Annotated in this window: 19 protein-coding genes and 1 pseudogene; 10 read left to right on the forward strand and 10 right to left on the reverse strand. The window is 64.1% G+C overall.

Annotated features, from left to right (window positions below):
* The first annotated feature begins 167 nt into the window (after nt 1-167).
* The 6 genes from P3R82_RS16350 to P3R82_RS16375 all read left to right on the forward strand — a co-directional run bounded on the left by P3R82_RS16350 (nt 168) and on the right by P3R82_RS16375 (nt 6,162).
* On the forward strand, nt 168-2,060 hold the full coding sequence (locus P3R82_RS16350) for a peptidylprolyl isomerase (protein ID WP_283194593.1): 1,893 nt from the start codon (nt 168-170) through the stop codon (nt 2,058-2,060).
* A gap of 15 nt (nt 2,061-2,075) precedes the next feature.
* Nucleotides 2,076-3,092, forward strand: coding sequence for an anthranilate phosphoribosyltransferase (gene trpD, locus P3R82_RS16355; RefSeq protein ID WP_183900235.1), 1,017 nt, complete (start codon nt 2,076-2,078; stop codon nt 3,090-3,092).
* Between the two features lie 9 nt (nt 3,093-3,101).
* The gene (trpC, locus tag P3R82_RS16360; protein WP_283194594.1) at nt 3,102-3,914 is read left to right on the forward strand and encodes an indole-3-glycerol phosphate synthase TrpC; all 813 of its coding nucleotides are present in this window, start codon (nt 3,102-3,104) and stop codon (nt 3,912-3,914) included.
* A gap of 1 nt (nt 3,915) precedes the next feature.
* Nucleotides 3,916-4,416 carry a cyclic pyranopterin monophosphate synthase MoaC gene (gene moaC, locus P3R82_RS16365; RefSeq protein WP_283194595.1) on the forward strand — a complete coding sequence of 167 codons (501 nt, stop codon included), beginning with the start codon at nt 3,916-3,918 and terminating at the stop codon, nt 4,414-4,416.
* Nucleotides 4,413-5,636 (forward strand): gephyrin-like molybdotransferase Glp, encoded by a 1,224-nt coding sequence (gene glp / locus P3R82_RS16370; RefSeq protein WP_283194596.1) that lies wholly within the window; start codon nt 4,413-4,415, stop codon nt 5,634-5,636. The genes moaC and glp overlap by 4 nt, the downstream gene beginning before the upstream one ends.
* 112 nt (nt 5,637-5,748) lie before the next feature.
* A complete protein-coding gene (locus P3R82_RS16375; protein WP_283194597.1) occupies nt 5,749-6,162 on the forward strand; it encodes an ACT domain-containing protein in 414 nt (137 codons plus the stop codon).
* 28 nt (nt 6,163-6,190) lie between these two features.
* Here P3R82_RS16375 and P3R82_RS16380 read toward each other — a convergent pair whose 3' ends face one another.
* The 5 genes and pseudogenes from P3R82_RS16380 to P3R82_RS16400 form a co-directional block, all read right to left on the reverse strand.
* A complete protein-coding gene (locus tag P3R82_RS16380) occupies nt 6,191-6,904 on the reverse strand; it encodes a 50S ribosomal protein L11 methyltransferase (protein WP_283194598.1) in 714 nt (237 codons plus the stop codon).
* A gap of 161 nt (nt 6,905-7,065) precedes the next feature.
* Nucleotides 7,066-8,988, reverse strand: coding sequence for a DEAD/DEAH box helicase (locus P3R82_RS16385; protein WP_283194599.1), 1,923 nt, complete (start codon nt 8,986-8,988; stop codon nt 7,066-7,068).
* A 96-nt stretch (nt 8,989-9,084) separates the two neighbouring features.
* The gene (locus tag P3R82_RS16390; RefSeq protein ID WP_283194600.1) at nt 9,085-10,944 is read right to left on the reverse strand and encodes an adenylate/guanylate cyclase domain-containing protein; all 1,860 of its coding nucleotides are present in this window, start codon (nt 10,942-10,944) and stop codon (nt 9,085-9,087) included.
* 6 nt (nt 10,945-10,950) lie between these two features.
* Entirely contained in the window at nt 10,951-11,484 is a 534-nt protein-coding gene (locus P3R82_RS16395; protein ID WP_283194601.1) for a FecR family protein, read from the reverse strand.
* Nucleotides 11,485-11,600: 116 nt separating this feature from the next.
* Nucleotides 11,601-12,742, reverse strand: a pseudogene (locus P3R82_RS16400) (citrate synthase).
* 85 nt (nt 12,743-12,827) lie between these two features.
* Here P3R82_RS16400 and P3R82_RS16405 point away from each other — a divergent pair.
* Together P3R82_RS16405 and P3R82_RS16410 are read left to right on the forward strand one after the other, a co-directional pair.
* Nucleotides 12,828-13,916 (forward strand): citrate synthase/methylcitrate synthase, encoded by a 1,089-nt coding sequence (locus P3R82_RS16405; RefSeq protein ID WP_283194602.1) that lies wholly within the window; start codon nt 12,828-12,830, stop codon nt 13,914-13,916.
* Between the two features lie 104 nt (nt 13,917-14,020).
* Nucleotides 14,021-15,733 carry a PAS domain-containing methyl-accepting chemotaxis protein gene (locus P3R82_RS16410; RefSeq protein ID WP_283194603.1) on the forward strand — a complete coding sequence of 571 codons (1,713 nt, stop codon included), beginning with the start codon at nt 14,021-14,023 and terminating at the stop codon, nt 15,731-15,733.
* A 284-nt stretch (nt 15,734-16,017) separates the two neighbouring features.
* Here P3R82_RS16410 and P3R82_RS16415 read toward each other — a convergent pair whose 3' ends face one another.
* The 4 genes from P3R82_RS16415 to P3R82_RS16430 all read right to left on the reverse strand — a co-directional run bounded on the left by P3R82_RS16415 (nt 16,018) and on the right by P3R82_RS16430 (nt 20,297).
* Nucleotides 16,018-17,646, reverse strand: coding sequence for a CTP synthase (locus P3R82_RS16415; protein WP_283194604.1), 1,629 nt, complete (start codon nt 17,644-17,646; stop codon nt 16,018-16,020).
* A 182-nt stretch (nt 17,647-17,828) separates the two neighbouring features.
* The gene (gene secG, locus P3R82_RS16420) at nt 17,829-18,377 is read right to left on the reverse strand and encodes a preprotein translocase subunit SecG (RefSeq protein WP_018899897.1); all 549 of its coding nucleotides are present in this window, start codon (nt 18,375-18,377) and stop codon (nt 17,829-17,831) included.
* A 106-nt stretch (nt 18,378-18,483) separates the two neighbouring features.
* Complete coding sequence (gene tpiA, locus P3R82_RS16425; protein WP_047510594.1) at nt 18,484-19,254, reverse strand: triose-phosphate isomerase; 771 nt, start codon at nt 19,252-19,254, stop codon at nt 18,484-18,486.
* 152 nt (nt 19,255-19,406) lie between these two features.
* Nucleotides 19,407-20,297, reverse strand: coding sequence for an alpha/beta hydrolase (locus P3R82_RS16430; protein ID WP_283194605.1), 891 nt, complete (start codon nt 20,295-20,297; stop codon nt 19,407-19,409).
* Nucleotides 20,298-20,516: 219 nt separating this feature from the next.
* Between P3R82_RS16430 and parE the strand changes: the two genes are divergently transcribed.
* Nucleotides 20,517-22,604 carry a DNA topoisomerase IV subunit B gene (parE, locus tag P3R82_RS16435; protein WP_283194606.1) on the forward strand — a complete coding sequence of 696 codons (2,088 nt, stop codon included), beginning with the start codon at nt 20,517-20,519 and terminating at the stop codon, nt 22,602-22,604.
* A gap of 20 nt (nt 22,605-22,624) precedes the next feature.
* On the opposite strand, the gene P3R82_RS16440 is transcribed toward parE, so the two are convergent.
* Nucleotides 22,625-23,086 (reverse strand): OsmC family protein, encoded by a 462-nt coding sequence (locus P3R82_RS16440; protein WP_283194607.1) that lies wholly within the window; start codon nt 23,084-23,086, stop codon nt 22,625-22,627.
* 326 nt (nt 23,087-23,412) lie between these two features.
* Here P3R82_RS16440 and P3R82_RS16445 point away from each other — a divergent pair, with 326 nt between their 5' ends.
* Nucleotides 23,413-24,582, forward strand: a complete 1,170-nt coding sequence (locus P3R82_RS16445) for an AI-2E family transporter (RefSeq protein ID WP_183900333.1) — start codon at nt 23,413-23,415, stop codon at nt 24,580-24,582.
* Nucleotides 24,583-24,670 lie beyond the last annotated feature (88 nt).

Genomic DNA, 24,670 nt, shown 5'->3' on the forward strand with positions numbered 1-24,670 from the left:
GGTTCCGCAAGCGAGCATCTTTTGTCGTTGGTCGGCGCCGCGAAACGGGGCTGATATAGCGCGGATGTTTTCGCGCGATAACCCTTCAATTCCTGATGCGTTTGCTCTAAGGAACGTCCAATGCTTTGCCCGCGAACGGGCGAATATATTGCGAGGTTTGCGTTTCGATGTTCGATCTTCTCCGTAGAGCCGCCCGGACCTGGGCCGCCAAGCTCCTGTTGCTGCTCCTTGTCGCCTCTTTCGGCATCTGGGGCGTGTCGAGCTCCCTGCTTACCGGCAGCACCAGCACGACCGTGGTCAAGGTTGGCGACCAGGAGGTCGGCGTCAACGAGTATCGCCTCGCCTATCAGCGCCAGGTCTCGAACCTCAGCCAGCAGTTCGGTATGCGCCTGACGCCCGAGCAGGCGCGCGCCTTCGGCGTCGAACAGCAGGTGATTTCGCAGCTGGTTGCCGGCGCTTCGCTCGACCAGCTCGCGGCGGACATGAATCTCGGCCTCTCCGAAGACCGCCTGGCCAAGCTGATCGGCGACGACCCGGCGTTCAAGGCCGTCAACGGCCAGTTCGACCGTTCGCTGTTCACCTCGCGCCTGCGCAATGCCGGCATCCGCGAGGACGACTATATCAACGAGCGCAGCAAGGTCGCCGTCCGCAGCCAGATCGTCGATGCGATCTCGAACGGCTTCACGCCGCCGAAGACGCTCGTCGATTCCCTTAAGCTCTACCGTCAGGAAAGCCGGGGCATCGAGTATCTGCTGCTCACCAACGCCAATATCGAGCCTATCAAGGCGCCGGCCGACGACGTACTGGCGAAATGGTTCGAAGGCGCCAAGCCGCGGTATCGCGCGCCCGAGTACCGCAAGTTCACCTATCTGAAACTGCAGCCGGCCGACATCGCCGACGCTGGAACGGTGACCGACGATCAGATCCGCGAGGATTTCGAGAAGCGCAAGGACACCTACCGCACGCCGGAGAGCCGCACGATCGAGCAGCTGACCTTCCAGAACAAGGATCTCGCCGACGCGGCCGCCAACGCGCTGAAAACCGGCACGACCTTCGACCAGCTGGTGACCGACCAGGGCAAGACCGCCAACGACGTGATGCTCGGCGAATTCACCAAGGACAACATTCCCGACCAGTCGCTGGCCGACGCGGCCTTCGCCGTCTCCCGCAGCGGCGGCACGTCGCCGGTCGTCGAAGGCAGCTTCGGCCCGGTGATCCTGCGCGTCACCAACATCAAGCCCGAGAGCGCGAAGACCTTCGACGAGGTCAAGGAAGACCTGCGCAATCAGCTCGCCGTCGCCAACGCATCGCAGCAGATGATCACCGTTCACGATCAGATCGAGGAAATGCGCAGCTCGGGCTCGACGCTCGACCAGATCGCCACGCAGCTGAAGCTCAAGGCTGTCACCATCGACGCCGTCGATGCAACCGGCCTTGACAAGGCGGGCGACGCCGTCAAGGACATTCCGGAACAGCAGCAGGTGCTGAGCGCCGTATTCCGCGCCGAAGCGGGCGCGGACGTCCCGTCGCTGTCGATCGGCACGGATGGCTATCTCTGGTTCGCTCTGGGTGAGGTCACGCCCGAGCGCGACCGCCCGCTTGCCGAAGTGCGCGACAAGGCCGTCGCCGACTGGACGGCCGAGCAGCAGAAGATCGAACTCGCCAAGAAGGCGGACGAGCTCAAGCAGCAAGCCCAGAAGGGCACCGCGCTTGCCGATATCGCCGCGCCGCTCGGCATCTCCGTCGAAACCAAGAGCGGCATCACCCGCGGGATGGACGACGTGGTTCTCGGAACGCCTGGTGTCAACGCCGCCTTCTCCGGTCCGATCGACACGATCGCGGCCGCTGTCGGCGCCGATCCGACGACACAGATCCTGATGAAGGTGACCGAGGTGAACACCGAGCCGACCGGCGACGTGCTCGCAAACCAGGACCAGCAGATCAACGCCATCGCCAACGCCGCCGGTGACGATATCCTGGATCAGATGGTCTCGCTGCTGCAGACGCAGTATGGCGTCTCGGTCAACCAGCAGCTCGCCGAACAGGCAGCATCACGCTAAGGGGACATTGAACGCATGACCGATCTGAAGCCCCTCCTGGCGAAGGCCGCAAGCCGCGAACCTCTCACGCGCGAGGAGGCCCGCGAGGCCTTCGACATCCTGATGTCCGGCCAGGCAACGCCTTCGCAGATCGGCGGCTTCCTGATGGCGCTTCGGGTTCGCGGCGAGACCGTCGACGAGATCGTCGGCGCCGTCACGACCATGCGTTCGAAGATGCTGACGGTGGAAGCACCCGCCGACGCCATCGACATCGTCGGCACGGGCGGCGACGCCAGCGGCACCTACAACATCTCGACGCTGGCGGCCTTGATCGTCGCCGGCGCCGGCGTGCCCGTCGCCAAGCACGGCAACCGCGCTCTGAGCTCCAAATCGGGTGCTGCCGACAGCCTGGCGGCGCTGGGCGTCAAGCTCGACGTAACGCCCGAGATCATCTCGCGCTGCATCCGTGAGGCCGGTGTCGGCTTCATGTTCGCGCAGCAGCACCATTCGGCGATGCGCCATGTCGGCCCGTCGCGCGTCGAACTCGGCACGCGCACGATCTTCAACGTTCTGGGCCCGCTCTCCAATCCGGCCGGCGTACGGCGTCAGCTGCTTGGTGTCTATTCGCCGCAGCTCGTCATGCCGATCGCCGAGGTGATGCGCGATCTCGGCTCCGAGAGCGTGTGGGTCGTGCACGGCAACGGCCTCGACGAGATCACCACAACGGGCAAGACCAGCGTGGCGGCGCTCGAGGGTGGCAAGATCCGCAGCTTCGAACTGTCGCCGGCCGATTTCGGTGTCGACACGGTCGAACTCGAGGCCATCAAGGGCGGCGACGGCGTCGTCAACGCGGCTGCGCTGCGCGACGTGCTCAGCGGCGCGAAGAACGCCTACCGCGATATCGCGCTGGCCAATGCCGCCGCATCGCTCGTCATCGCCGGCAAGGCGGAAACGCTGCATGACGGCATGCGGCTCGCCGCCCAGTCGCTCGACAGCGGCGCGACCGCGGGTGCGCTCGACAAACTTGTCGCCGTATCCAACGACCTGGACTAGGATACGGACATGAATGACATTCTGCAGAAGATCGAACTCTACAAGCGCGAAGAGATCGCCGCGGCGAAAGCCAGGGTTTCGCTCGCCGATCTGAAGGCGCTACAGCAGGACCAGACCCCGCCGCGCGGTTTCCACAAGGCGCTGATCGCCAAGCGTGATGCGGGCGAGTTCGGCCTGATCGCCGAGATCAAGAAGGCAAGCCCCTCCAAGGGCCTGATCCGGCCGGACTTCGATCCGCCGGCTCTGGCCGAAGCCTACGAGCTCGGCGGCGCAGCCTGTCTTTCCGTGCTCACCGATACGCCGAGCTTCCAGGGCGCGCCCGAGTTTCTGGTGGCGGCGCGGGCGGCCTGCAAGCTGCCGGCGCTGCGCAAGGATTTCATGTTCGAGACCTATCAGGTGCAGGAAGCCCGCGCCTGGGGCGCCGATTGCATTCTGCTGATCATGGCCTCGCTCACGGACAGCGATGCGGAACGCCTGCAGGACGAAGCCTTCGGGCTTGGCATGGACGTGCTCGTCGAAGTGCATGACGCAGACGAGATGGAACGGGCGCTGAAGCTCTCGTCGCCGCTGGTCGGGATCAACAACCGCAATCTCAGAACCTTCGAGGTCAGCCTCACCGTCAGCGAGGAGCTATCGGCCATGGTGCCGGATGACAGGCTTTTGGTCGGCGAGAGCGGCATCTTCACGCATGAGGATTGCAAGCGGCTGCAGGCTTTCGGCATCAACACCTTCCTCGTCGGCGAGAGCCTGATGCGCAAGGACGATGTGACGGCGGCGACGCAGGCGCTGCTCTTCGGCCAGGCCTCGCTGGCGGCCGAATAAGATGAGTGGAGAGAAGGCCGGTCTGACCCATATCGACGCGGCCGGCGAAGCGCATATGGTCGATGTCGGCGACAAGGCCGACACCACCCGCATCGCCACGGCCGAAGGCCACGTGAAAATGGCACCCGCGACACTTCGGCTGATCCTCGAGGGCAACGCCAAGAAGGGCGATGTGATCGGCACGGCGCGGCTGGCCGGCATCATGGCCGCCAAGCAGACCAGCAATCTCATCCCGCTCTGCCATCCGCTGATGCTGACGAAAGTTTCCGTCGACATCAGCGAGGACAGCGCACTGCCCGGCCTGCGCGTCACCGCGACCGCCAAGCTCACGGGAAAGACCGGCGTCGAGATGGAAGCGCTGACAGCCGTCTCGGTTGCCTGCCTGACGATCTACGACATGGCCAAGGCGGCAGACAAGGCAATGGAGATCGGCGGCATCCGACTGCTTGAGAAATCGGGCGGGAAGTCGGGCGACTTCAAGCATCCGGAGCATGCGAGATGAGCCTTCTGCCCGTTGCAGATGCGCAGGAACGCCTGCTGTCGCGGGCAAAGTCCGTCATGGCGGTCGAGACCGTTTCATTGACTGAAGCGGATGGTCGTGTTCTCGCCACCGACGTCGCGGCACGGCTGACACAGCCGCCCTTCAATTCATCGGCGATGGATGGCTATGCGCTGCGCGGCGAGGATGCCCTTCAGCCCGGCAGCGAACTCCTGTTGATCGGGACGTCGTCGGCCGGCCATGCCTTCGGCGGCACGGTCGGAGCAGGCGAGACCGTGCGGATCTTCACCGGTGCGCCGGTTCCAGAGGGCGCCGACAGCGTGTTGCTGCAGGAAGATGCGGAAAAGACCGAAAGCGGCATCCGCACCACCTATGCGGTGCGGCCGGGCCAGCATGTGCGTCCGCGCGGGCAGGATTTTGTCGAGGGCGCGCCGGTGCTGATGGCCGGCACAGTAGTCGACTTTTCGCGACTGACCGTTGCCGCCGGCATGAACCATGCGACGCTCGACGTTCGGCGCAAGCCTCTCGTCGCGCTGCTTGCGACCGGCGACGAACTGGTGACGCCGGGCCAGCAGCCGGGCCCCTCGCAGATCATTGCTTCCAGCACGTTCGGCATTGCGGCACTCGCGCGCAAGGCCGGCGCCGAGGTGCTCGATCTCGGCATCGTCGCCGATGACAAGGCGGCGATCACGGCTGCCGTCGAGCGAGCAAGAAAAGCCAAGGTGGACGTGATCGTTGCGCTGGGCGGCGCATCCGTCGGAGACCACGATCTCGTGCAGGCGACCTTGCTCGATGCGGGCATGAAGCTCGATTTCTGGCGGATCGCCATGCGCCCGGGAAAGCCGCTGATGGTCGGCAGTTTCGGCGATACGCATGTGCTCGGCCTGCCAGGCAACCCGGTTTCCAGCCTCGTCTGCGGCCTGCTGTTTCTCGAGCCGCTGATCCGCAAGCTCGCGTCTCTGCCTCCGGTCAAGCGGAGCGCCATGGCGGAAGCCGCCGTCGGCATGAAGGCGAACGACCAGCGGCAGGATTACGTCAGGGCAAGAGCGGTGTGTTCGCCATCTGGCGCCTTGAAGGTCGAGCCATTCGGCAAGCAGGATTCGTCGATGATGAAGATCTTCGCGGAATCAGACTGCCTGATCATAAGGCCGCCGCATGCGCCGGAGCTCGCGGCCGGAGGGGCATGCGAGGTTATGTTGATCCGTCCGGAGCTGCTCGTCTGAACGCTCGGTCGGAGGCCACCGCTTACCGATCTTGGTTATCGCGGTGACTTGTGCGGGTACCGCGCTTGTTTCACACTACACGCATCGTCACTCATAGCCTGGAAGCCTGATCATGACCACCGCGCCAGTTCGCGATACGAAAGCCATGCTGCGCGGCATGACGCCAAGCCTTGACGCTGCGGACTATGTGTTCTGCACGACCGAAGACGAGCAGCTCGCGATGTTGGCTGCACCAATCTCGCTCGGCTGGTTTCGCGAATCCGAGGGCGTGTCCTTGATACTCGCACATGGCGACGCTCTGCGACTGGGCTTCGACACCACACTCACCATGCGACGGATCACGCTCACCGTGTTTTCGTCACTTGAAGGTGTCGGGCTAACGGCGGCCGTCGCTACCGCGCTCGCCAATCACAACATCTCCTGCAACATGGTGGCTGCCTATCATCACGACCACGTCTTCGTGCCAACGGCGGACGCGGAAGAGGCCATGAGGGTTCTGTTGGACCTGCAGGTGGCGGCAGGCTGATACTGGAGCGACTGGAATTGGCTAGCCGTCAGAAACTGGCCAAGCTGAACACGCCGGCCCGCACTTCGCCTCCGTCGCTGCAAAGACCGAAATCGGACACGGAATACTCGGCGATGCAGTGCAGCCTCTGCGTTGGCAGCGGCACGCGATAGGGATCGCCGATCAGGACGTCGATGCCGCCGGCACGGCAGGTTTCGAGAAAGGCCAGCGCGCGCTTTGCCAGTGCTTCGTCATAGAAAAGATCACCGGCCAAAACGATATCGACCGCAGGTGGCGGACCGTCGAGGAGATCGGCATGGATAAGATCGATCGCGACGCCGTTGGCGCTCGCATTGAGGCGGGCGGCGGCGATGGCATTGCCGTCGATGTCGGTTGCTACCACGGATGTCGCGCCTGCCTTGGCGGCGGCGATCGCGACGAGGCCGGACCCGGTGCCCAGATCGAGAACGCGGCGGCCGCGCACAAGATGCGGATTTTCGGCGATATAACGCGCCAGCACCGCGCCGCCGCCCCAGCCATACGCCCAGTAAGGCGCCGGCGCCTCGGGGTTGGCGCCACCGAGGCGTGACAGCCGGCTTCCGGAATGCGCTGTGTAGAGCTGGATATCTTCGAGACCCGGCACCGGCAGAAGCCGGAGGTTCCTGGCGATGAAGGCGCTGGCGTCGAAGGACGATGTGCGCCTTTGCGGCTGGGGACCATCTTCAGCGGAAACGGATGTCATGCGTTCGGTTTTATCATGCATGGCGCCGCCCGGTCCGGATCGGCAATCGCGAAAACCGTGTTTCGCGATTGCTAGACATCAAAGACGGCAAGACGTGGCTGCCAGCTCGAACAACGCCCCGATACCGGGACCATTGGAACGACCGGCGGCGCATGCGATCCTCGCCGTCGCGATTATAGGCCTCAGCCCTTCTTCTTGGAGAATTTCGGCTTCGGGCCGTTGCCGTCGAACTTCGGCTTGCCTTCGTATTTCGGCTTACCCTCGAACTTGGGCTTGCCTTCGAACTTGGGCTTGCCGGGCTTGCTCCACGGCTTGCTGTCGCGTTCGCCAGCCGGTGCCGCATCGCTGCGCGGTCCCTTCTTGAAGCCACCGTCGCGCGGACGGTCGTCATAGCTCTTCTTGGCGGCGTAGGGCTTCGGACCCGATTTGTTGAAATCCGGCTTGTCGTACTCCTGGCGACCGAATTCCGGCATGCCGGGCAGACGGCTGACGCGGATGCCGCGCTCCATCGTCTTGTTCGGACCGGTTGCCGCGAGGAAGGCATCGGCGCTGCCGGCGGCGATCTCGACGAAGGTCTCTTCCGACTGCATCTTGATGGCGCCGATCTCGCGCTTGGTCAGGTTGCCGTTGCGGCAGATCATCGGGATCAGCCAACGCGGCTCGGCGTTCTGCTTGCGGCCGACAGACAACGAGAACCAGACGCTGGGGCCGAAATCGTCGCGCGGGCCGCGTGGGCCTGTGTCGCGCGGGCCATCGGCATTGTCGCGCGGCTTGCGCGGGCCGGCCTGCAGGCTGATCTCCATCAGATCCTCCGGCGCCGATTGCTTGGCGCGATAGAGGTTGACGAAAGCGTTGGCGAGCTTTTCGGCGCCATGCGCGTCGAGCAGGCGCTTGACGATGTCCTGCTCTTCCTCGCGCGGCGCTTCCTCGAAGATCGGATCGGCGAGCAGACGTTCCTCGTCGCGGGCGATCACTTCCTCGGCCGACGGCGGCAGCGCCCAGGTGGCGGCGATGCCGGCATTGTCGAGCAGACGCTCGGCCTTGCGGCGGGCATTCAGCGGCACGATCAGCGCGCTGACACCCTTGCGGCCGGCGCGGCCGGTGCGGCCCGAGCGGTGCAGCAGGGTTTCCGGATTGGTCGGCAGGTCGGCATGGATGACGAGATCGAGGCCCGGCAGGTCGATGCCGCGGGCGGCGACGTCGGTGGCGATGCAGACGCGGGCGCGGCCATCGCGCATTGCCTGCAGCGCGTGGCTGCGCTCGTTCTGCGTCAGTTCTCCCGAGAGCGCGACGACGTCGAAATTGCGGTTATGGAAGCGGGCGGTCAGATGGTTGACGGCGGCGCGGGTCGAGCAGAAGACGATGGCGTTGGTCGCCTCGTAGTATCGCAGGACGTTGATGATGGCGTTTTCGCGGTCGCTCGGGGCGACGGCCAGCGCGCGATATTCGATATCGACGTGCTGCTTTTCTTCCGTCGTGGTGGCGATGCGCACGGCGTTCTTCTGGTAGCTCTTGGCGAGCTTGGCGATCGCGGCCGGCACGGTCGCCGAGAACATCAGCGTGCGCCGATCGTCCGGCGACGCATCGAGAATGAATTCGAGGTCTTCGCGGAAGCCCAGGTCGAGCATCTCGTCGGCTTCGTCGAGCACGACGGCCTTCAGATCGGACATGTCGAGCGCGCGGCGGCGGATGTGATCACAGAGACGGCCGGGCGTGCCGACGACGATGTGGGCGCCACGCTCGAGCGCACGGCGCTCGCTGCGGATATCCATGCCGCCGACGCAACTGACGATGACGGCGCCGGTCAGCTCATAGAGCCATTCCAGCTCGCGCTTGACCTGCAGCGCAAGCTCGCGGGTCGGGGCGATGACGAGCGCCAGCGGGGTTGCAGCCGGCTCGAAGCGATCGTCGTCGCCAAGCAGGGTCGGCGCCATGGCGAGGCCGAAGGCAACCGTCTTGCCGGAGCCGGTCTGCGCCGACACCAGCGCGTCGGATGCGGCAAGGGCCGGATCGAGCATGGATTGCTGAACGGGGGTGAGCTCGGAGTAACCGCGCTTCGCCAACGCCTTGCCGATCGCCGGAACGACGCCGCTTATCTCTGTCATTTTGTCTGTCTTTCGGAATAATCGGGCGCACGGTGCGCCGTCCGGAACTTGCCGGTTGAAAAGTTGGGCTGTTCCTACTGCGTCACACGACAAATGTCAAAGCGGATGTCCGCGCCACAGAAAGACATCGATGCTTTCGGCGCGGCCCCGGATCCTGGCGGAGACCGGGCCTCCGAGATCACCCTGCTGGCTGGGCGCTGCCCCCGCCCTCGCCGCGCTCATCAACGCGGCGCTGAGCGCGAGCTCGAAACCGCGACTTGCCGCCACTTCCATGAGGCGGCTCGCGACGTTGACGGTATCGCCGGTCGCGGTGATCTGCTGGCGCGCACCGGTGCCAAGACGCGACGCAACGACGGGGCCGCAGTGGGCGCCGATCTTGAAGCCGATCTTGCGCCCGGAGAGCCCCGGATCGGCTGAAAGCCACGCCCTCAGGCGGTTACCAAGCCCGACTGCGCAGGCAGCCGCACGCAAGGCGTCGTCGTCGGCTGGACGCGGGAGCCCGAAGAGGATCATCGCGCCATCACCCATGAAGCTGGTGATCGCGCCGCCATGGGTGCGCGCCTCGTCATCGACGAACTCGAAGAAGCCGCTCAGCACCTGTTGCACCCGCGCCGCGCCGATCGCCTCGCTCAATCCGGTGAAGCCAGACAGGTCGACGAACACCGCCGAGGCTTCCTGACGCACCGGGCGCGACAGAAAGGATGGATCACGCGCAAGCCATTCGCCGAGGCCGGGCGCCTCGATCTGCTGGAGCAGATCGCTTTGCGCCGCGAAATGCGTGGCGCGGCGGCGATCCAGCCACAGTTCCATCGCACCGAACAACAACACCGGCGGTAGCGTCGCGGCGATCGGCAGCGCGGCGCTGAACCAGTAGCCATGCGAAAAGGCGACGACGTTGAACACCAGCCACGCCAGCACAACGGCCGCGATGGCGCTATATGCCGCGGCGCTGCGCCGCCAGCCGAGCAAGCTGATAACGAGTACCGGCAGCATGATGCCGAGCAGCGCGTCGAAGGAGCGCACATTGCCGTCACGCACGATGTTGTCGCCTGAGATCAACCGGGTGATGGCCGTTGACATCACCTCGACGCCGGGCAGAACCGGATCGAACGGCGTCGGAAAGACATCGCCGCCGCCAGTCACGGTCGAGCCGATCACGACCACCCTGCCCTCGATCGCCTCGGCATCGATCCCGCCGGCCAGCGCATCGGCTGCGCTGAAAGTGGGGATCGTTCCGCGCGGGCCGTAGAAGGTCAGCGGCAGGCGCTGCCCGACATCGGTGGGAAGACGTCTGTCGCCCAAAGTCAGGGTCGCGGGCGTGAACGCCGGATTGACGCCAAGCGCCAGCGATGCGACGCGTAACGGAAACGAGGCATCCACCCGCTGCGCGCCGCGCGAGATCAGCGGAACATAGCGCGGCGTACCACCCTGGTCGGTCGACACGTTGACGACGCCGATGGCGGCGGAATCGGCGAAGCGGGCGATCGGCAGCATCATCCGATCCGCTACGGGAATGGTCGCCAGCGGGTCTTCGGCGCTCGATGTCACCGACTGGACACTCGAGGGAAAGACACCGGCCGCGGCGACGACGCTCGGCACGCTCTTCAGCGCATCGGCCAGCGCCCGATCACCCTCCTCGGGGCCCGGATCGACGAGCAGCAGGTCAAGCGCGATGACCTTCGGCTTGAGCGCGCCGATGGTTTCCACCAGGCGCGCAAGTGTTGCCCTGCTCAAGGGGTATCCATTGGCACTCGCCGTCCGGTCATCGATCGCGACGATACTGACGACGGAGGGCGCGCTGCCCGGCCCGAGAAGATGGCTCCTGAGGTCGGCCAGCGATGCTTCCATGCGGTCGAGAAAGCCGGCATTGCCCTGCATGTGGAGATAGCCGAGCGCGCCGGCCCAAAGGGCGGCCGCGATCATCGATATCGTCATCAGAAGCCGTCTGGCCTGCATGGGCAACTACTGGCCCAACCGCGCGAGAAGCGCCGCCGCGCGCGCCTGCGGCCAGCGCCGTACGGTGAGCGCAGCGCTGCCGCTCGACACGTCCACGCCCTCGCCCGGCGCCAGCACGACCGTCGGCCTTGCCGACGGTCTGCCGACGGCGACACGGCCGCGCACCACGAAGACCGAGGTGGTGCCGTTCTTGACGTCGACGGCCCAGCGCGTACCGCGCACGGCGGCGATCGCCTGTGGCGTCACCACCTGGAAGCCATTGCCGCGCCTGGCGCGATCGACATCGACGAGCACCGCCTTTTCGCGCAGCGACACCGAATCGGGGCGACCGTCGCCATTGCTGTCGACAAGCCTGAAGCGCGCGCCACCTTCGGCGGTGACAGTCACACCATCGGCGCAGCGCATGATCTGGCGCGACGAGCCCGCGACGCGCTCGAGCGCGCAGCCAGCCGACTGAGCCGGTGCGATATCCGCCCAGAGCAGGATCGTCGCGGCGATGGCCGCGACCAGACAAGAGCGACCGCCCGATAATGTCTCCATGATATCCCCCAGTGGCGACTTTTGCTTTCCGACTGATTGATGCAGTTTAACTCCGCCTCGCCCGACACCGCAATGCGCCACAGGTGGCCAGATAGTCGATGCTACCGCCTGTTTGATCATAACGTTTGCGGCGCAGGACCGATGTAGCGGGCACGCGGGCGGATCATATTTCCGCTGGTCACCTGTTCGATGGCATGCGCGAGCCAGCCGGCAGTGCGCGCGAGAGCGAAGATGACAAGCGGGGCATCGTCGGGGAGGTCGAAGTGCCCGGCCAGGGCAGCCAGCGCGAAATCGATATTCGCAGGCTCGCCCAGCAAATCCGCGCCAAGAGCGGCAATTTCCAAGTAGAGCTTCGGCATCTCGAACGAATGCATGATCGCCGCCGCGCGGGGATCGCCTTCCGGATAGAGCTGATGACCAAAGGCCCGCACCACGCCTTCCGTCGCCAACATCATTCGGATCGCCTCGCGCGCGCCCACCTCTCGCGACAACTCCATCAGTCGCACGGCACCCTGCCAGGCGCCGCCGTGGCGAGGGCCGGTCAGCGTTGAAAGACCCGACAAGGTCGCGGCAGCCAGTGAAGCGCCCGACGACGCGGTGACGCGTGCAGCGAATGCCGAGACGTTCAACTCGTGTTCGGCGGCCAGCACAAGTGCCCGCCCGATCGGCTCCGCCGCCTCCGGCCGAGCCCAGCTGCGTGCGAGGCGCTCGTGCAGCGGCAAGTCGAGCATTTGGCTCGGGGCGAGCGCCGCGGCTACCGTGACAAGCACCTGACCAGCTTCGGACTTCAACGCGGACGGCGCGCGGCCCAACGCCGGCAGGTCCGCAGCAGCTCGCCTGGCAAGCAATGCGAAAGCGCCAGCTATCCGTGACGGCTCGCCTGGAGATACGTCGATTGGCGGGCATATGGCCGCCGAACTCTCCCACAACAAGGCCGACACCTGCTCGAACGTTGCCCGCTCGGACAAACCGACCGCATCGTGACCTCGATAGTAGAGCCGGCCATCGGTGATCGTCGATATCGCGGTCGGCAGGACCGGCTCGCCCCAATCGATCGTCTCGGCGGCAATGGTTTCCGCCTTTCGTCTGCCGGCATGGCGCTTGGCCAGACGCGCGACGTCCTCGGAATGATAAAGGCTTCGACGGCTATCAGCCTCATCCGGGCGCGCGCAATCCGACCGCGGCTGACATTGGCGTAGAGCGTCTGCGGCTTGGTGCCGAGCCGTTCCAAAGCCTGCTCCGCCGTCAGCCACGTCATGAGACCCTCTTACATTGATCTATTTCATCAAGATTGACGTCAATCTATCTAGGTCCGATCTTTCCTGGCGTAAAGGAGAAACGCAATGAACAATGGCTTGGAAGACGTGATTGCAGCGGAGACCCGACTTTCCGATGTGGATGGTGAACGCGGACGCCTGGTGATACGCGGCGTCTCGCTGGACGATCTCGTTCCCGGCGGGACCTATGAGAGTGTCGCGACGCTGCTGCTCGACGGCCTGATGGAAGATCCGGTCGACGCGACGACATTGCGGCCGCTGCTCGCCAGCGCGAGGATCGACGTGTATTCATACGTCACACAGCTGGACGAAACACTTCTGGCGCTGCCGCCTGTCGATGCGATGCGTGCCATGATCGCGCGCCTGGCCGACGGTCAGGACTTGGATACGGCTCTGCACTTGATGGCAGCTCCCGCCGTGTTCCTGCCCGCCATCCTCAGGCTGCAGGCCGGCCAGCGGCCGGTGGCTCCAGATGCGGCGCTGTCGCAGTCAGCGGACATATTGCGGATGACGACCGACCAGATGCCGAGCGCGGAGCAGATGGCGGCGTTGGACGCCTATCTGGTGACCATCTCGGACCATGGACTGAACGCCTCGACCTTTGCCTCGCGCGTCGTCGCCTCGACCCAGGCGGGTCTGACATCCTCGGTACTGGCCGCCATCGGTGCGTTGAAAGGACCTCTTCACGGCGGCGCGCCCGGCCCGGTGCTCGACATGCTGGATGCGATTGAAACAGGGGGCGACGCCCAGGCTTGGCTGACGGTGGCGCTCGATCGTGGAGACAGGCTGATGGGGTTCGGGCACCGAATCTATCGCGTTCGCGATCCGAGAGCCGATGCGCTGAAGAACGCCCTTGCGCCCCTGGTTCGCGCGGATCAGGTCAATCGTGAACGCATTGCGCTCGCCGGGGCGGTCGAGCGGGCCGCGCTTGCCCTCCTCAAGGCGCGAAAGCCGGATCGGCCGCTCGACGTCAATGTCGAGTTCTACACGGCGCTGCTTCTCGAGGCACTCGGTTTTCCGCGGCAGGCATTTACCGGCGTCTTCGCCATCGGGCGCACGATCGGCTGGATCGCCCATGCCCGCGAGCAGGCACTCAACGGCCGATTGATCCGTCCCCGCTCGATCTACACCGGCCCTCTACCAAAGGTCGCATAATCCGAAAAACTCAACACTAATAGAGATTTAGCGAATATTTACTCAAATCCCATAGATTCGCCCGGCGTGCGGTTTGGCACGCTTGGCATATCGGGGTTTGTCCAATGGTCGGATTTCTATCAAGCATCGGCTCTTCCAGCAGCGCGGTGCTGGACGCGCTAAACAAGTCGCAGGCAATCATCGAATTCGACCTCAACGGAAAGATTCTGACGGCCAACGAGAATTTCTGCAAGGCGGTCGGCTATGAGCTCGGCGAGATCGTCGGCAAGCATCACAGGATGTTCGTCGATCCGTCCGAGGCGAACTCGAAGGAGTATGCTGATTTCTGGGCTCGTCTCGGCGAAGGCAAGTTCGACCAGCGCCAGTACAGGCGCATCGCCAAGGGCGGCCGCGAGATCTGGATCGAGGCGACGTACAATCCGATCTATCGCGGCAGCAAGCCCTACAAGGTGATGAAGTTCGCGACCGATATCACCGCCGCCAAGAAGCAGGCAGCCGAGGACAAGGGCAAGCTCGAGGCGCTGTCGCGCGCGCAGGCTGTGATCGAGTTCACGCCTGAAGGCAACATCATCACCGCCAACGAGAACTTTCTCTCGACGCTCGGCTATTCACTCGCCGAGATCGTCGGCAAGCATCATGCGATGTTCTGCGAAGACGATTACAGCCGTAGTCCGGCCTACAAGGCCTTCTGGGCAAACCTCGCCGCCGGCAAGTTCGCGGCCGACCAATTCAAGCGGATCGGCAAGGGCGGGCGCGAGATCTATATCCAGGCTTCCTACAATCCGATCCTCGATGCCTCCGGCCGCGTCTTCAAGGTCGTGAAGTTCGCGACCGATGTGACCGAGCGGATGAAGGTCGTCAACGATCTCGGCGCCGGGCTTGCCCGCCTCTCCGAGTGCAATATCCGGCAGACGATCGACGAGCCATTCGTCGGCGAATTCGAGACGTTGCGCCGCGATTTCAACACCTCGATCGGCGCGTTCCAGGCGACGCTGGTGAAGGTGCTGCAGCAGACCAACGCGCTGAACGGCAACAGCCAGGAAATGCGCGACGCCGCCGAACAGCTCTCGGCGCGGACCAGGGAACAGGCGGTCTCGCTGGAAGAAACCTCTGCGGCGCTTGAAACGGTGACGGCGACGGTCAAGTCCTCGACCGAGAACACGCAGGCGACGCGCAAGCTGGTGCAGAGCGCGCGCGCCTCTGCCTCGACGTCCGCCGCCGTGGTGCGCGAGACGATCACCGCCATGCAGCGGATCGCCTCGGCCTCGAAGGAGATCGGCCAGATCATCGGCGTCATCGACGAGATCGCCTTCCAGACCAACCTTCTGGCGCTCAATGCCGGGGTCGAGGCGGCGCGTGCGGGCGAAGCCGGCAAGGGTTTCGCCGTCGTTGCCCAGGAAGTGCGCGAACTGGCGCAGCGCTCGGCCAAGGCCGCCAAGGAGATCAAGGGCCTGATCGAGAATTCCGGCAAGGAAGTAAATGAAGGCGTTCGTCTCGTCGACGCGACCGGCACGGCGCTGAACGAGATCGAGACCTTCGTCGAATCGATCGACACCAACATGACCGCGCTGGCGACCGCCGCCGCCGAGCAATCGACCGGCCTTTCGGAGATCAACAACGCGGTCTCGCAGATCGACCGGATGACGCAGCAGAACGCCGGCATGGTGGAACGCACGACCGGCATCAGCTCGGAACTCGCATCGGGTGCGGCGTTGCTCGCCGAGCTGGTCAACCACTTCAAGCTCAATCGGCGCGGAGCGATCCGCGATCAGGGGACGCAATCCGGAGCTCCCGCGCGGGGACAGCGCGCGGCCTGAGGCGGCGAGGCGCAGATTTGGGAATGACGGCCGAAGACACCTCTCCGCCCTCATTTCTGTGCTCGTCACAGAAATCCAGTCAGCCCAAGTCCTTGGGCTGGAAAGAGTCTTTTCGCCGCGCGGACGCGCGGCGGCTGGATCCCGCCACAAGGGCGAGAATGAGGGGAATTTTTAGCACCCGGTGCTGCCCGCATCAGCGTCAGCCAACTCGCTTACATCCCTATCCCCAAAAGCAAAAAGGCCGCTCTCGAAAGCGGCCTTCCCAATCGTCTTGCGACTATGTCTTAAACCAACCGGCTCTGCTCGGTCGCCGCTTCGATGAAGCTCTTGAACAGCGGGTGCGGTTCGAGCGGGCGGGACTTCAGTTCGGGGTGGTACTGGACGCCGATGAACCAGGGGTGATCCGGATATTCGACGGTCTCCGGCAGCACGCCATCCGGCGACATGCCGGAGAAGACGAGGCCGCAGTTTTCCAGGCGGTCCTTGTAGTCGATGTTGACTTCGTAGCGGTGGCGGTGGCGCTCGGAGATGTCGGTCGAGCCGTAGATCTCGGCGATCTTGGTGTCCTTCTTGAGCGCGGCCTTGTAGGCGCCGAGGCGCATGGTGCCGCCGAGGTCGCCGGCCGCGTTGCGCTTCTGCAACTCGTTGCCCTTGACCCATTCGGTCATCAGGCCGACCACCGGCTCGTCGGTCTTGCCGAACTCGGTCGACGAGGCCTTTTCGATGCCGGCCAGATGACGGGCCGCTTCGACGACCGCCATCTGCATGCCGAAGCAGATGCCGAAATAGGGAACGTTGCGTTCGCGAGCAAACTGGGCGGCGAGGATCTTGCCTTCCGAGCCACGCTCGCCGAAGCCGCCAGGCACCAGAATGCCGTGGACCTTTTCGAGGTAGGGCGCCGGGTCTTCCTTTTCGAAGACTTCCGATCTGATCCACTCGAGATTGACCTTCACACGGTTGGCGATGCCGCCATGGTGCAGCGCTTCGATCAGCGACTTGTAGGCGTCCTTGAGGCCGGTGTACTTGCCGACGATCGCGATCGTGACCTCGCCCTCGGGCGTGCGGATGCGATTGCAGACCTCTTCCCAGGAATCGAGACGCGGCTTGGGCGCCGGTTCGATGCCGAAGGCCGCCAGAACTTCGTTGTCGAGGCCTTCCTTGTGGTAGGCGATCGGCACGTCGTAGATGTTGGCGACGTCGAGCGCCTGGATGACGGCGCTCTCGCGGACGTTACAGAACAGCGAGAGCTTGCGGCGCTCGGCTTCCGGGATTTCGCGATCGGCACGAACGAGCAGGATGTCGGGGTGAATGCCGAGCGCCTGCAGTTCCTTGACGGAGTGCTGGGTCGGCTTGGTCTTCAGCTCGCCGGCTGCCGGGATATAGGGCATCAGCGTCAGGTGAACATAAACCGCCGTGCCGCGCGGCAGGTCGTTGCCGAGCTGGCGGATGGCTTCCATGAAGGGCATCGCTTCGATATCGCCGACGGTGCCGCCGATTTCGCAGATGACGAAATCATACTCGTCATTGCCCTCGATCACGAAATCCTTGATCTCGTTGGTGACGTGCGGGATCACCTGAACGGTCGCGCCGAGATAGTCGCCGCGGCGTTCCTTGTCGATGATGTTCTTGTAGATGCGGCCGGTGGTGATGTTGTCGGTCTTGGAGGCCGAGCGGCCGGTGAAGCGCTCGTAGTGGCCGAGATCGAGATCGGTTTCCGCGCCATCGTCGGTGACGAAGACTTCGCCGTGCTGGGTCGGGCTCATGGTGCCCGGATCCACGTTCAAATAGGGGTCGAGTTTGCGCAGCCGCACCCGGTAACCACGGGCCTGCAGCAACGCTCCGAGAGCGGCGGCCGCAATTCCTTTACCGAGAGAGGAAACCACGCCGCCAGTGATGAATACGTATCGCGCCATGGGAGCTACCGCTTACCTTTTCAAAAACGATTCCACCAGCCCTAAAATTCATGTCCTGAATTTTAGGGCTCTAATTTAACAGCATTCTTCCCGCGCTTGCCGCGCGATCGCTGTCGGTGACTTCAAGACAAAAGAAAACCGGCAGACCCTGGGGCCTGCCGGCGGTTTATGCGTTGTGTGGCTTACTGCCCGCTCGGAGCAGTCGCCGGGGCCGGAGCGGCAGGCGTGGTGGCCTGCGGTGCTGCCGGAGCGGTTTCAGTCGCTGCCGGGGCTGGCGTCGTCGCGGCGGGAGCCGGTGCGGTGGCTGCAGGAGCAGCCGGAGCGGTCGCGGCAGGAGCCTGAGCGGCCGGAGCAGCAGGTGCGTCGCCGCCGGTCGGAACGCCGTTGCCGGCGGGAGCCGCGGGTGCAGCCGGAGCGGCGGCGCCGTTCTGCTGACCGCCAAGCGAATCGAGAATGCCGTTGCCCTGCCCGCTCGTTGCCGGAATGCGGTTCAGGATATCCGTCGGACGGCTTTCGTAGCGGTTCAAGACGCCGAGGCCGAGCGAGGTGATGAAGAAGAGTGCTGCGAGGATCGCGGTCGTGCGGGTCAGCGCATTGGCCGTGCCGCGCGCCGACATGAAGCCCGAACCGCCGCCGATACCGAGGCCACCGCCTTCGGAGCGCTGGATAAGCACAACGCCGACAAGCGCCAGCACGATCATGAGATGAATGACAATCAATACGGTCTGCATGGGTCCAGTCCTGCCGGCGCGAAGCGGGCATAAAGTAAAATTCTGGCGCTCTTTACATGAGGTGATCCGCTATTCCAAGCCCTTCGGCCCGGAATATACACGCATCTCAAGAGAGCAACGCCTCGTATGCGCCGTAGATGGCGAGGAAATCGGTTGCTTTCAAGCTCGCACCGCCGATCAGCGCGCCGTCGACATTGGCGACGCCCATCAGTTCCCGGGCGTTGCCGGGCTTGACCGAGCCTCCATAGAGGATGCGGAACTTGCGGCCGTTGTCGCCGAAGCGTGCGACCAGCTCGGCGCGCATGAAGGCATGCGCCTTCTCGACGTCCTCGACGGTTGGCGTCACACCGGTACCAATCGCCCAGACGGGCTCGTAGGCGATCACGGTGGTTTCGGGCGTGGCGTTCTCCGGCACGGAGGCCGACAGCTGCCGCTTGATGATATCCAGCGTCTGGCCCGCCTGGCGCTCGGCAGCGGTCTCGCCGATGCAGACGATCGCAGTGAGATCGGCGGCGGCGGCGGCTTCCGCCTTGGCGCGCACCAGATGGTCCGTCTCTGCGTGATCGGTACGACGTTCGGAATGGCCGACGATGACATAGGTGCCGAAGCAATCGGCGATCATTTCGGCCGAGATATCGCCGGTATGGGCGCCTTCGGGGTTCTGGTGGCAATCCTGCGCGCCGATGGCGAGCGGGCTATCGGTGCAGAGCGCCGTCGCGACGTAGAGCAACGTCGCCGGCGGGCAAATCAGCGCTTCCACCTTGTTGGAAAGAGGACCCTGCACGCCCGACGCAATCGCCTTGATCTGATCCAGCGAGGCACGCGTGCCGTTCATTTTCCAGTTTCCCGCCACAAGCGGGCGCACGTCAGGTGTCATGCCGGCCTTCCCCATTTCTCGGTCAGGACGGCCTTAGCAAAAGCATGCGGCAATGAAAAGGTTTCGGACGCTTACGTAAGGGAAATTGCGGCGTTTTGCGGCGCAAATGCTTAAAATTTGTCGGCCGCGTTGCCTAAACTATGGCTGGCCCCTCAATTTTTGGAGGCCAATATCCAGTTCAGCGTCCGGCGCCAGTCGATCATGCGGATCGGCGTGCCGTGATTTCCCGTCTGGTACAGGGTGAAATGCGTCGGATAGCCCGATTTGATCAGCGTTTCGAAGAGCACCTGCTGGTCGGCGGCGGCGTAGGTCGGATCGCGGCTGCCGTGGGCGAACCAGAGCGGCCGCCTGGCCTTGTAGAAGGCGCTCTTCGCAAAATCGGGATCGGCGACGCCGCTCATGATGACCATTCCCTTGAGCCGCTTGACCGTTTCGGCATCACGCGTCGCACCCCAGCAGATCTGGCTCCCCATGGACGCGCAGGTAAGGATGATCGGCCGGCCCGGCGCCTGGGCGCTGGCATAGCGGATCAGGCCGGCGACGGCGGTCACGCCATCGCTGTCGAAGGTCCTGACCGAGGGCGCGTAATAGACGCCACCATTGCCGGCGACGAGGTTTTTCAGCCGGTTGAAATTGCCGCCGAAGGTGTAATCGTTGACGCCGAGGCGGCGGTCGCCGTTTCGGCCGTGGACGAAGATGACCGTAAAGGCGGCGCCAGCGCTCGGCCCTACCCTCGCAACGTCGAGCTTGACGCCGTCGAGCGACAGCGTCTCGTTGTTCTGCAGCTTGCGGATGCCGAGCGAGACGTATTTCTGCTGCGTGCGTTTTTCCGGGATCTGGTCGCGACCGTTGATGTCGCGCATCTCGTCGTAATCGATGACATCGAAGGCGCCGTCATTGCCGGTCTGAAGCGTCGTCTGCGTCGAAAACAGGTCGTCCTTGAACGGCGGCAAGGTGTCGGCTGCGCTGATATCGGCGTATGCGAACATGAAAAAGGCCGCAATTGCTGTGATAGTTATGCAATGACTTGTGGACATTCGCATGCGCAAGGTTCCCTGAGGCGTCTGGCCGCTTGCCATTCGGCGACCCAGGACGCAAATCATTTCTTGAAGAAAGTCCGCCCGACGAGGCGGCGTCGCGTATCGAGGTGCTTTCTGGCAGACTCTGCCTGATCTGCAAACGTGACATGAATTGCGGTGATTTTGGGTCGGGCTCAAGCGCAAGCGGCCAGCCCACGACAAGATGAAGATCTGAACGGCTCCATGGACGATAGCAACGACCTCTTTTCCGGAATGCCCCTGACCAAGAAGCAGGAGGATGCGCCGCAGCCGGCCAAGACGGCACCCGCTGCCGCTCCGGCTGCGCCGAGCGCTGCCGCCAGTGCCGCGCCACGGCAGGCGCCGCCGGCGAGCTCGACGTCCGAGGACTACGGCGCCTCGTCGATCCGCGTTCTGGAAGGTCTCGAGCCGGTCCGCATGCGGCCGGGCATGTATATCGGCGGCACCGACGAAAAGGCCCTTCACCACCTCTTCGCGGAAGTCATCGACAACTCGATGGACGAAGCGGTCGCCGGCCACGCCAATTTCATCGAAGTGCATCTCGACGCGATGGGCTTCCTGACCGTCAGCGACAACGGGCGCGGTATTCCGGTTGAGAACCACCCGCAGGTTCCTGGCAAGTCGACGCTCGAAGTCATCATGACCAAGCTGCATGCCGGCGGCAAGTTCGACGGCAAGGCCTACGAGACATCGGGCGGTCTGCACGGCGTCGGCGTCTCCGTCGTCAACGCGCTGTCGGATGTTCTCGAAGTCGAGGTCGCGCGCAATCGCAAGCTCTATCGCCAGCGCTTTTCGCGCGGCATTCCGCAGGGTGGCCTTGAGGAACTGGGCGACGTTCACAACCGCCGTGGTACGCGCGTGCGCTTCCATCCGGACCCGCAGATCTTCGGCGATCACGCCAAGTTCGATGCCGGCCGCGTCTTCCGCATGGCGCGCTCGAAGGCCTATCTGTTCGGCGGCGTCGAGATCCGCTGGAGCTGCGATCCTGGTGTCGTCGCAGAAGGCGGCGAGATCCCCGACAAGGCGGTCTTCCACTTCCCCGGCGGCCTGAAGGATTATCTGCAGGCGACGATGGGCAAGGAGTTCACCGTCACCCGCGAGATCTTCGCCGGCAAGACGGAAAAAACCAGCGGCCATGGCTCGCTCGAATGGGCGATCACCTGGTACGGCGGCGACCCGCAGGTTCACTCCTACTGCAACACCATTCCGACGCCCGAAGGCGGCACCCACGAGGCCGGCCTGCGCATCGCGCTGACCAAGGGCCTCAAGGCCTATGGCGAGCTGACGCAGAACAAGCGCGCCGCGCAAATCACCACCGATGACGTGATGATCTCGGCCGTCGGCATGCTCTCGGTCTTCATCCGCGAGCCGGAATTCGTCGGCCAGACGAAGGACAAGCTTGCCACGGTCGAAGCCCAGCGCATCGTTGAAAACGCGCTGCGCGATCCCTTCGACCACTACCTCGCCGACAATCCGAACGAGACAGCCAAGCTGCTCGACTGGGTGATCGAGCGCGCCGAGGAGCGCCTGCGCCGCCGCAAGGAAAAGGAAGTCAACCGCAAGACCGCCGTGCGCAAGCTGCGCCTGCCCGGCAAGCTTGCCGATTGCTCGCAGAACACCGCCCAGGGCGCCGAACTCTTCATCGTCGAAGGGGATTCGGCCGGTGGCTCCGCCAAGCAGGCGCGCAACCGCGCCAATCAGGCGATCCTGCCGCTGCGCGGCAAGATCCTGAACGTCGCCAGCGCCGGTCGCGAAAAGCTTGGCGCCAACCAGCAGCTCTCCGACCTCGTTCAGGCGCTTGGCTGCGGCACGCGCTCGAAGTACCGCGAGGAAGACCTTCGCTACGAGCGCATCATCGTCATGACCGATGCCGACGTCGACGGCGCGCATATCGCCTCGCTGCTCATCACCTTCTTCTATCAGGAGATGCCCGAGCTCGTTCGCGGCGGTCACCTGTTCCTCGCCGTTCCGCCGCTCTACAAGATCACGCAGGGCGCGAAATCGGCCTATGCGCGTGACGACCGTCACCGTGCCGAGCTGATGGAGACGGAGTTCAAGGGCAAGACGAAGGTCGAGATCAGCCGCTTCAAAGGTCTCGGCGAAATGCTGCCGGCGCAGCTCAAGGAAACCACCATGGACCCAAGCAAGCGCACCATGCTGCGCGTGCTGATCGACGAGGTGGATTTCGAGGGCACGCGCACGGCGGTCGACGATCTCATGGGCACGAAGCCGGAAGCCCGCTTCCGGTTCATCCAAGATCGCGCCGCGTTCGCGGAAAACCTCGACATCTGACGCCGAGGTCCGACGGAAGATCAGGCTCGGCCGAGCCTGATTTCGATCACGGTCTTTACCGAATTGGCGAGGAAGCAGAGCTCGTGCGCCTGATGGTGCATCTGCTCCTCGAGTTCACGGCTTGGGACTTCGTCGGTGTAACCGACCTTCGGCCGCAGCTCGACGCGGCTGACCATCATTCGTCCGTCGACCTTTTCCATCACGCCGAGAGCATCATCGACATAGCTGTCGATGCCGATGCGCTTTTTCGACGCGATCCAAAGATAGAACAGCATGTGGCAGCTGGAGAGCGCCGCCACATAGGCTTCCTCCGGATCGACATTCTCCGCCACCGCATAGGGCAAAGGCACATTGTGAGGAGATGCGGAAGCCGGCACCGTGATGCCGCCGTCGAAGGACCAGCTGTGGCCGCGGCTGTAGCGCCCGTCGATAAAGTTGTCCTCACCGCGCTGCCACGCCACCTGTGCCGAAAACGTCGTCATGCCTCTTCTCCTTCTTGGGTCGCAGCGCCGCCACTATCAGCTCCAGGCATACTTGTCTCGGCTTTCGCTCCCGGCGCTCGGCGCGCACACGAGATCACGATGTCGTCAGCATTCGGCGCTCGCGCTGTATGAAAACCATATCGAAGGAATTCTGTCTTAATGATTGCGCTATGTGAGATTATGAGGTCTGCGGGACGACCGATCGACGGACGACGGGGGCGTTGTCCGGCATAAATCGGCGATGGAGCTTGCGTGCAGAGGACGCATGGCCCATATCGGTAGGTGAAATAGGGGAAAAGGACGACGTGAGCCTTCCAAACAACAACATGCAGCGTGAGTCGAGATGGATTGGCCCATCGTCTCATGCACGTACGCCGCTCATTCCTTCGATCTCCGCGGCGCGCTGGCTTTTGATGCTTGTCGTGGCCGCTGGCGTTTATTTTTTCTACGGCTTCCTCGTGCCGGTGCTGGCCGCTCTGGTCATCGGATTTGCAAGCTGGCCGCTCTATCGCAAGCTGCTGCAGAAGGTCGGCGGCAACACGACGATCGCCGCAACCATCGCGCTGATACTGATCATCACCTTTCTCATCACGCCGATAGTGCTTGCCGTCACCTACACGACGGGCGAAGTGCGCGAATGGGTCGCCTGGCTGATCCACGCGAACCGCGCCGGCGCGCCCACGCCGACATGGATCGCAGCACTTCCGTTCGTCGGTCCGAACCTCGACGAGATGTGGGTCAAGTATATCGGCACGCCGGGCGCCATGGGCGAACTGATCCAGGCGGTCAGCGGCGCCCATATTGCAAACATCTACCGCGCCGTGCTCGCGGCCGGCGGCGGTGCCTTCCATCTGCTTCTGACGCTGCTGTTCATGCTGATCGCGCTGTTCTTCGTCTATCGTGACGGCGCGGCGTTCTCGCGCCAGATCGACATGCTCGGCGAGCGTATCCTGCCCAACCGCTGGGAGCGGATCTCGCGCGTGGTCCCGGCCACGATCAGCTCGACCGTCATGGGCATGACGCTGATCGCCATTGGCGAAGGCATCGTGCTCGGCGTCGCCTATTGGATGGCCGGAGTGCCCTCGCCCGTGACGCTCGGCGTCATCACCGGCATCATGGCATTGATCCCCGGCGGCGCGCCGCTGTCGTTCACGCTGGTCTCGATCTACCTTGTCGCCAGCGGCTCGCCCCTGGCCGGCGTCGTCCTGTTCGTCTGGGGTACCGTCGAACTCTTCATCGTCGACAAGACACTGCGCCCCAAACTGGTCGGCGGCCCGATCAAGCTCCCCTTCCTGCCAACCTTCTTCGGGCTGATCGGCGGCGTGAAGACGTTGGGCTTCCTCGGGGTGTTCATCGGCCCGGTGCTGATGGCGCTTCTGGTTGCGATCTGGCGCGAATGGATGCACGAGGTCCGCACGGCCGAAAAGCCGGATATCGGCCCTCAGGTGCTGATCGACGAACAGGCGCCGCCGCCGCCCAGGGTCGCCGAAGGCTGATCAGGGCGCCGCCTTTCCGGATAGCAAACATTGTTCCGCATGGATGCCGGAAAGCGGCCTTCATTTGGCTGAAATTGCTGCGTCTAAG

Origin of the sequence: Rhizobium sp. AN80A, assembly GCF_030053015.1 — a bacterium.
Taxonomy (GTDB): domain Bacteria; phylum Pseudomonadota; class Alphaproteobacteria; order Rhizobiales; family Rhizobiaceae; genus Rhizobium; species Rhizobium metallidurans.

Coding starts and splice junctions, on each gene's coding strand:
- P3R82_RS16350 (WP_283194593.1), top strand. CDS start 168: ATGTTCGATCTTCTCCGTAGAGCCGCCCGGACCTGGGCCGCCAAGCTC.
- trpD (WP_183900235.1), top strand. CDS start 2,076: ATGACCGATCTGAAGCCCCTCCTGGCGAAGGCCGCAAGCCGCGAACCT.
- trpC (WP_283194594.1), top strand. CDS start 3,102: ATGAATGACATTCTGCAGAAGATCGAACTCTACAAGCGCGAAGAGATC.
- moaC (WP_283194595.1), top strand. CDS start 3,916: ATGAGTGGAGAGAAGGCCGGTCTGACCCATATCGACGCGGCCGGCGAA.
- glp (WP_283194596.1), top strand. CDS start 4,413: ATGAGCCTTCTGCCCGTTGCAGATGCGCAGGAACGCCTGCTGTCGCGG.
- P3R82_RS16375 (WP_283194597.1), top strand. CDS start 5,749: ATGACCACCGCGCCAGTTCGCGATACGAAAGCCATGCTGCGCGGCATG.
- P3R82_RS16380 (WP_283194598.1), bottom strand. CDS start 6,904: ATGCATGATAAAACCGAACGCATGACATCCGTTTCCGCTGAAGATGGT.
- P3R82_RS16385 (WP_283194599.1), bottom strand. CDS start 8,988: ATGACAGAGATAAGCGGCGTCGTTCCGGCGATCGGCAAGGCGTTGGCG.
- P3R82_RS16390 (WP_283194600.1), bottom strand. CDS start 10,944: ATGCAGGCCAGACGGCTTCTGATGACGATATCGATGATCGCGGCCGCC.
- P3R82_RS16395 (WP_283194601.1), bottom strand. CDS start 11,484: ATGGAGACATTATCGGGCGGTCGCTCTTGTCTGGTCGCGGCCATCGCC.
- P3R82_RS16405 (WP_283194602.1), top strand. CDS start 12,828: ATGAACAATGGCTTGGAAGACGTGATTGCAGCGGAGACCCGACTTTCC.
- P3R82_RS16410 (WP_283194603.1), top strand. CDS start 14,021: ATGGTCGGATTTCTATCAAGCATCGGCTCTTCCAGCAGCGCGGTGCTG.
- P3R82_RS16415 (WP_283194604.1), bottom strand. CDS start 17,646: ATGGCGCGATACGTATTCATCACTGGCGGCGTGGTTTCCTCTCTCGGT.
- secG (WP_018899897.1), bottom strand. CDS start 18,377: ATGCAGACCGTATTGATTGTCATTCATCTCATGATCGTGCTGGCGCTT.
- tpiA (WP_047510594.1), bottom strand. CDS start 19,254: ATGACACCTGACGTGCGCCCGCTTGTGGCGGGAAACTGGAAAATGAAC.
- P3R82_RS16430 (WP_283194605.1), bottom strand. CDS start 20,297: ATGCGAATGTCCACAAGTCATTGCATAACTATCACAGCAATTGCGGCC.
- parE (WP_283194606.1), top strand. CDS start 20,517: ATGGACGATAGCAACGACCTCTTTTCCGGAATGCCCCTGACCAAGAAG.
- P3R82_RS16440 (WP_283194607.1), bottom strand. CDS start 23,086: ATGACGACGTTTTCGGCACAGGTGGCGTGGCAGCGCGGTGAGGACAAC.
- P3R82_RS16445 (WP_183900333.1), top strand. CDS start 23,413: ATGCAGCGTGAGTCGAGATGGATTGGCCCATCGTCTCATGCACGTACG.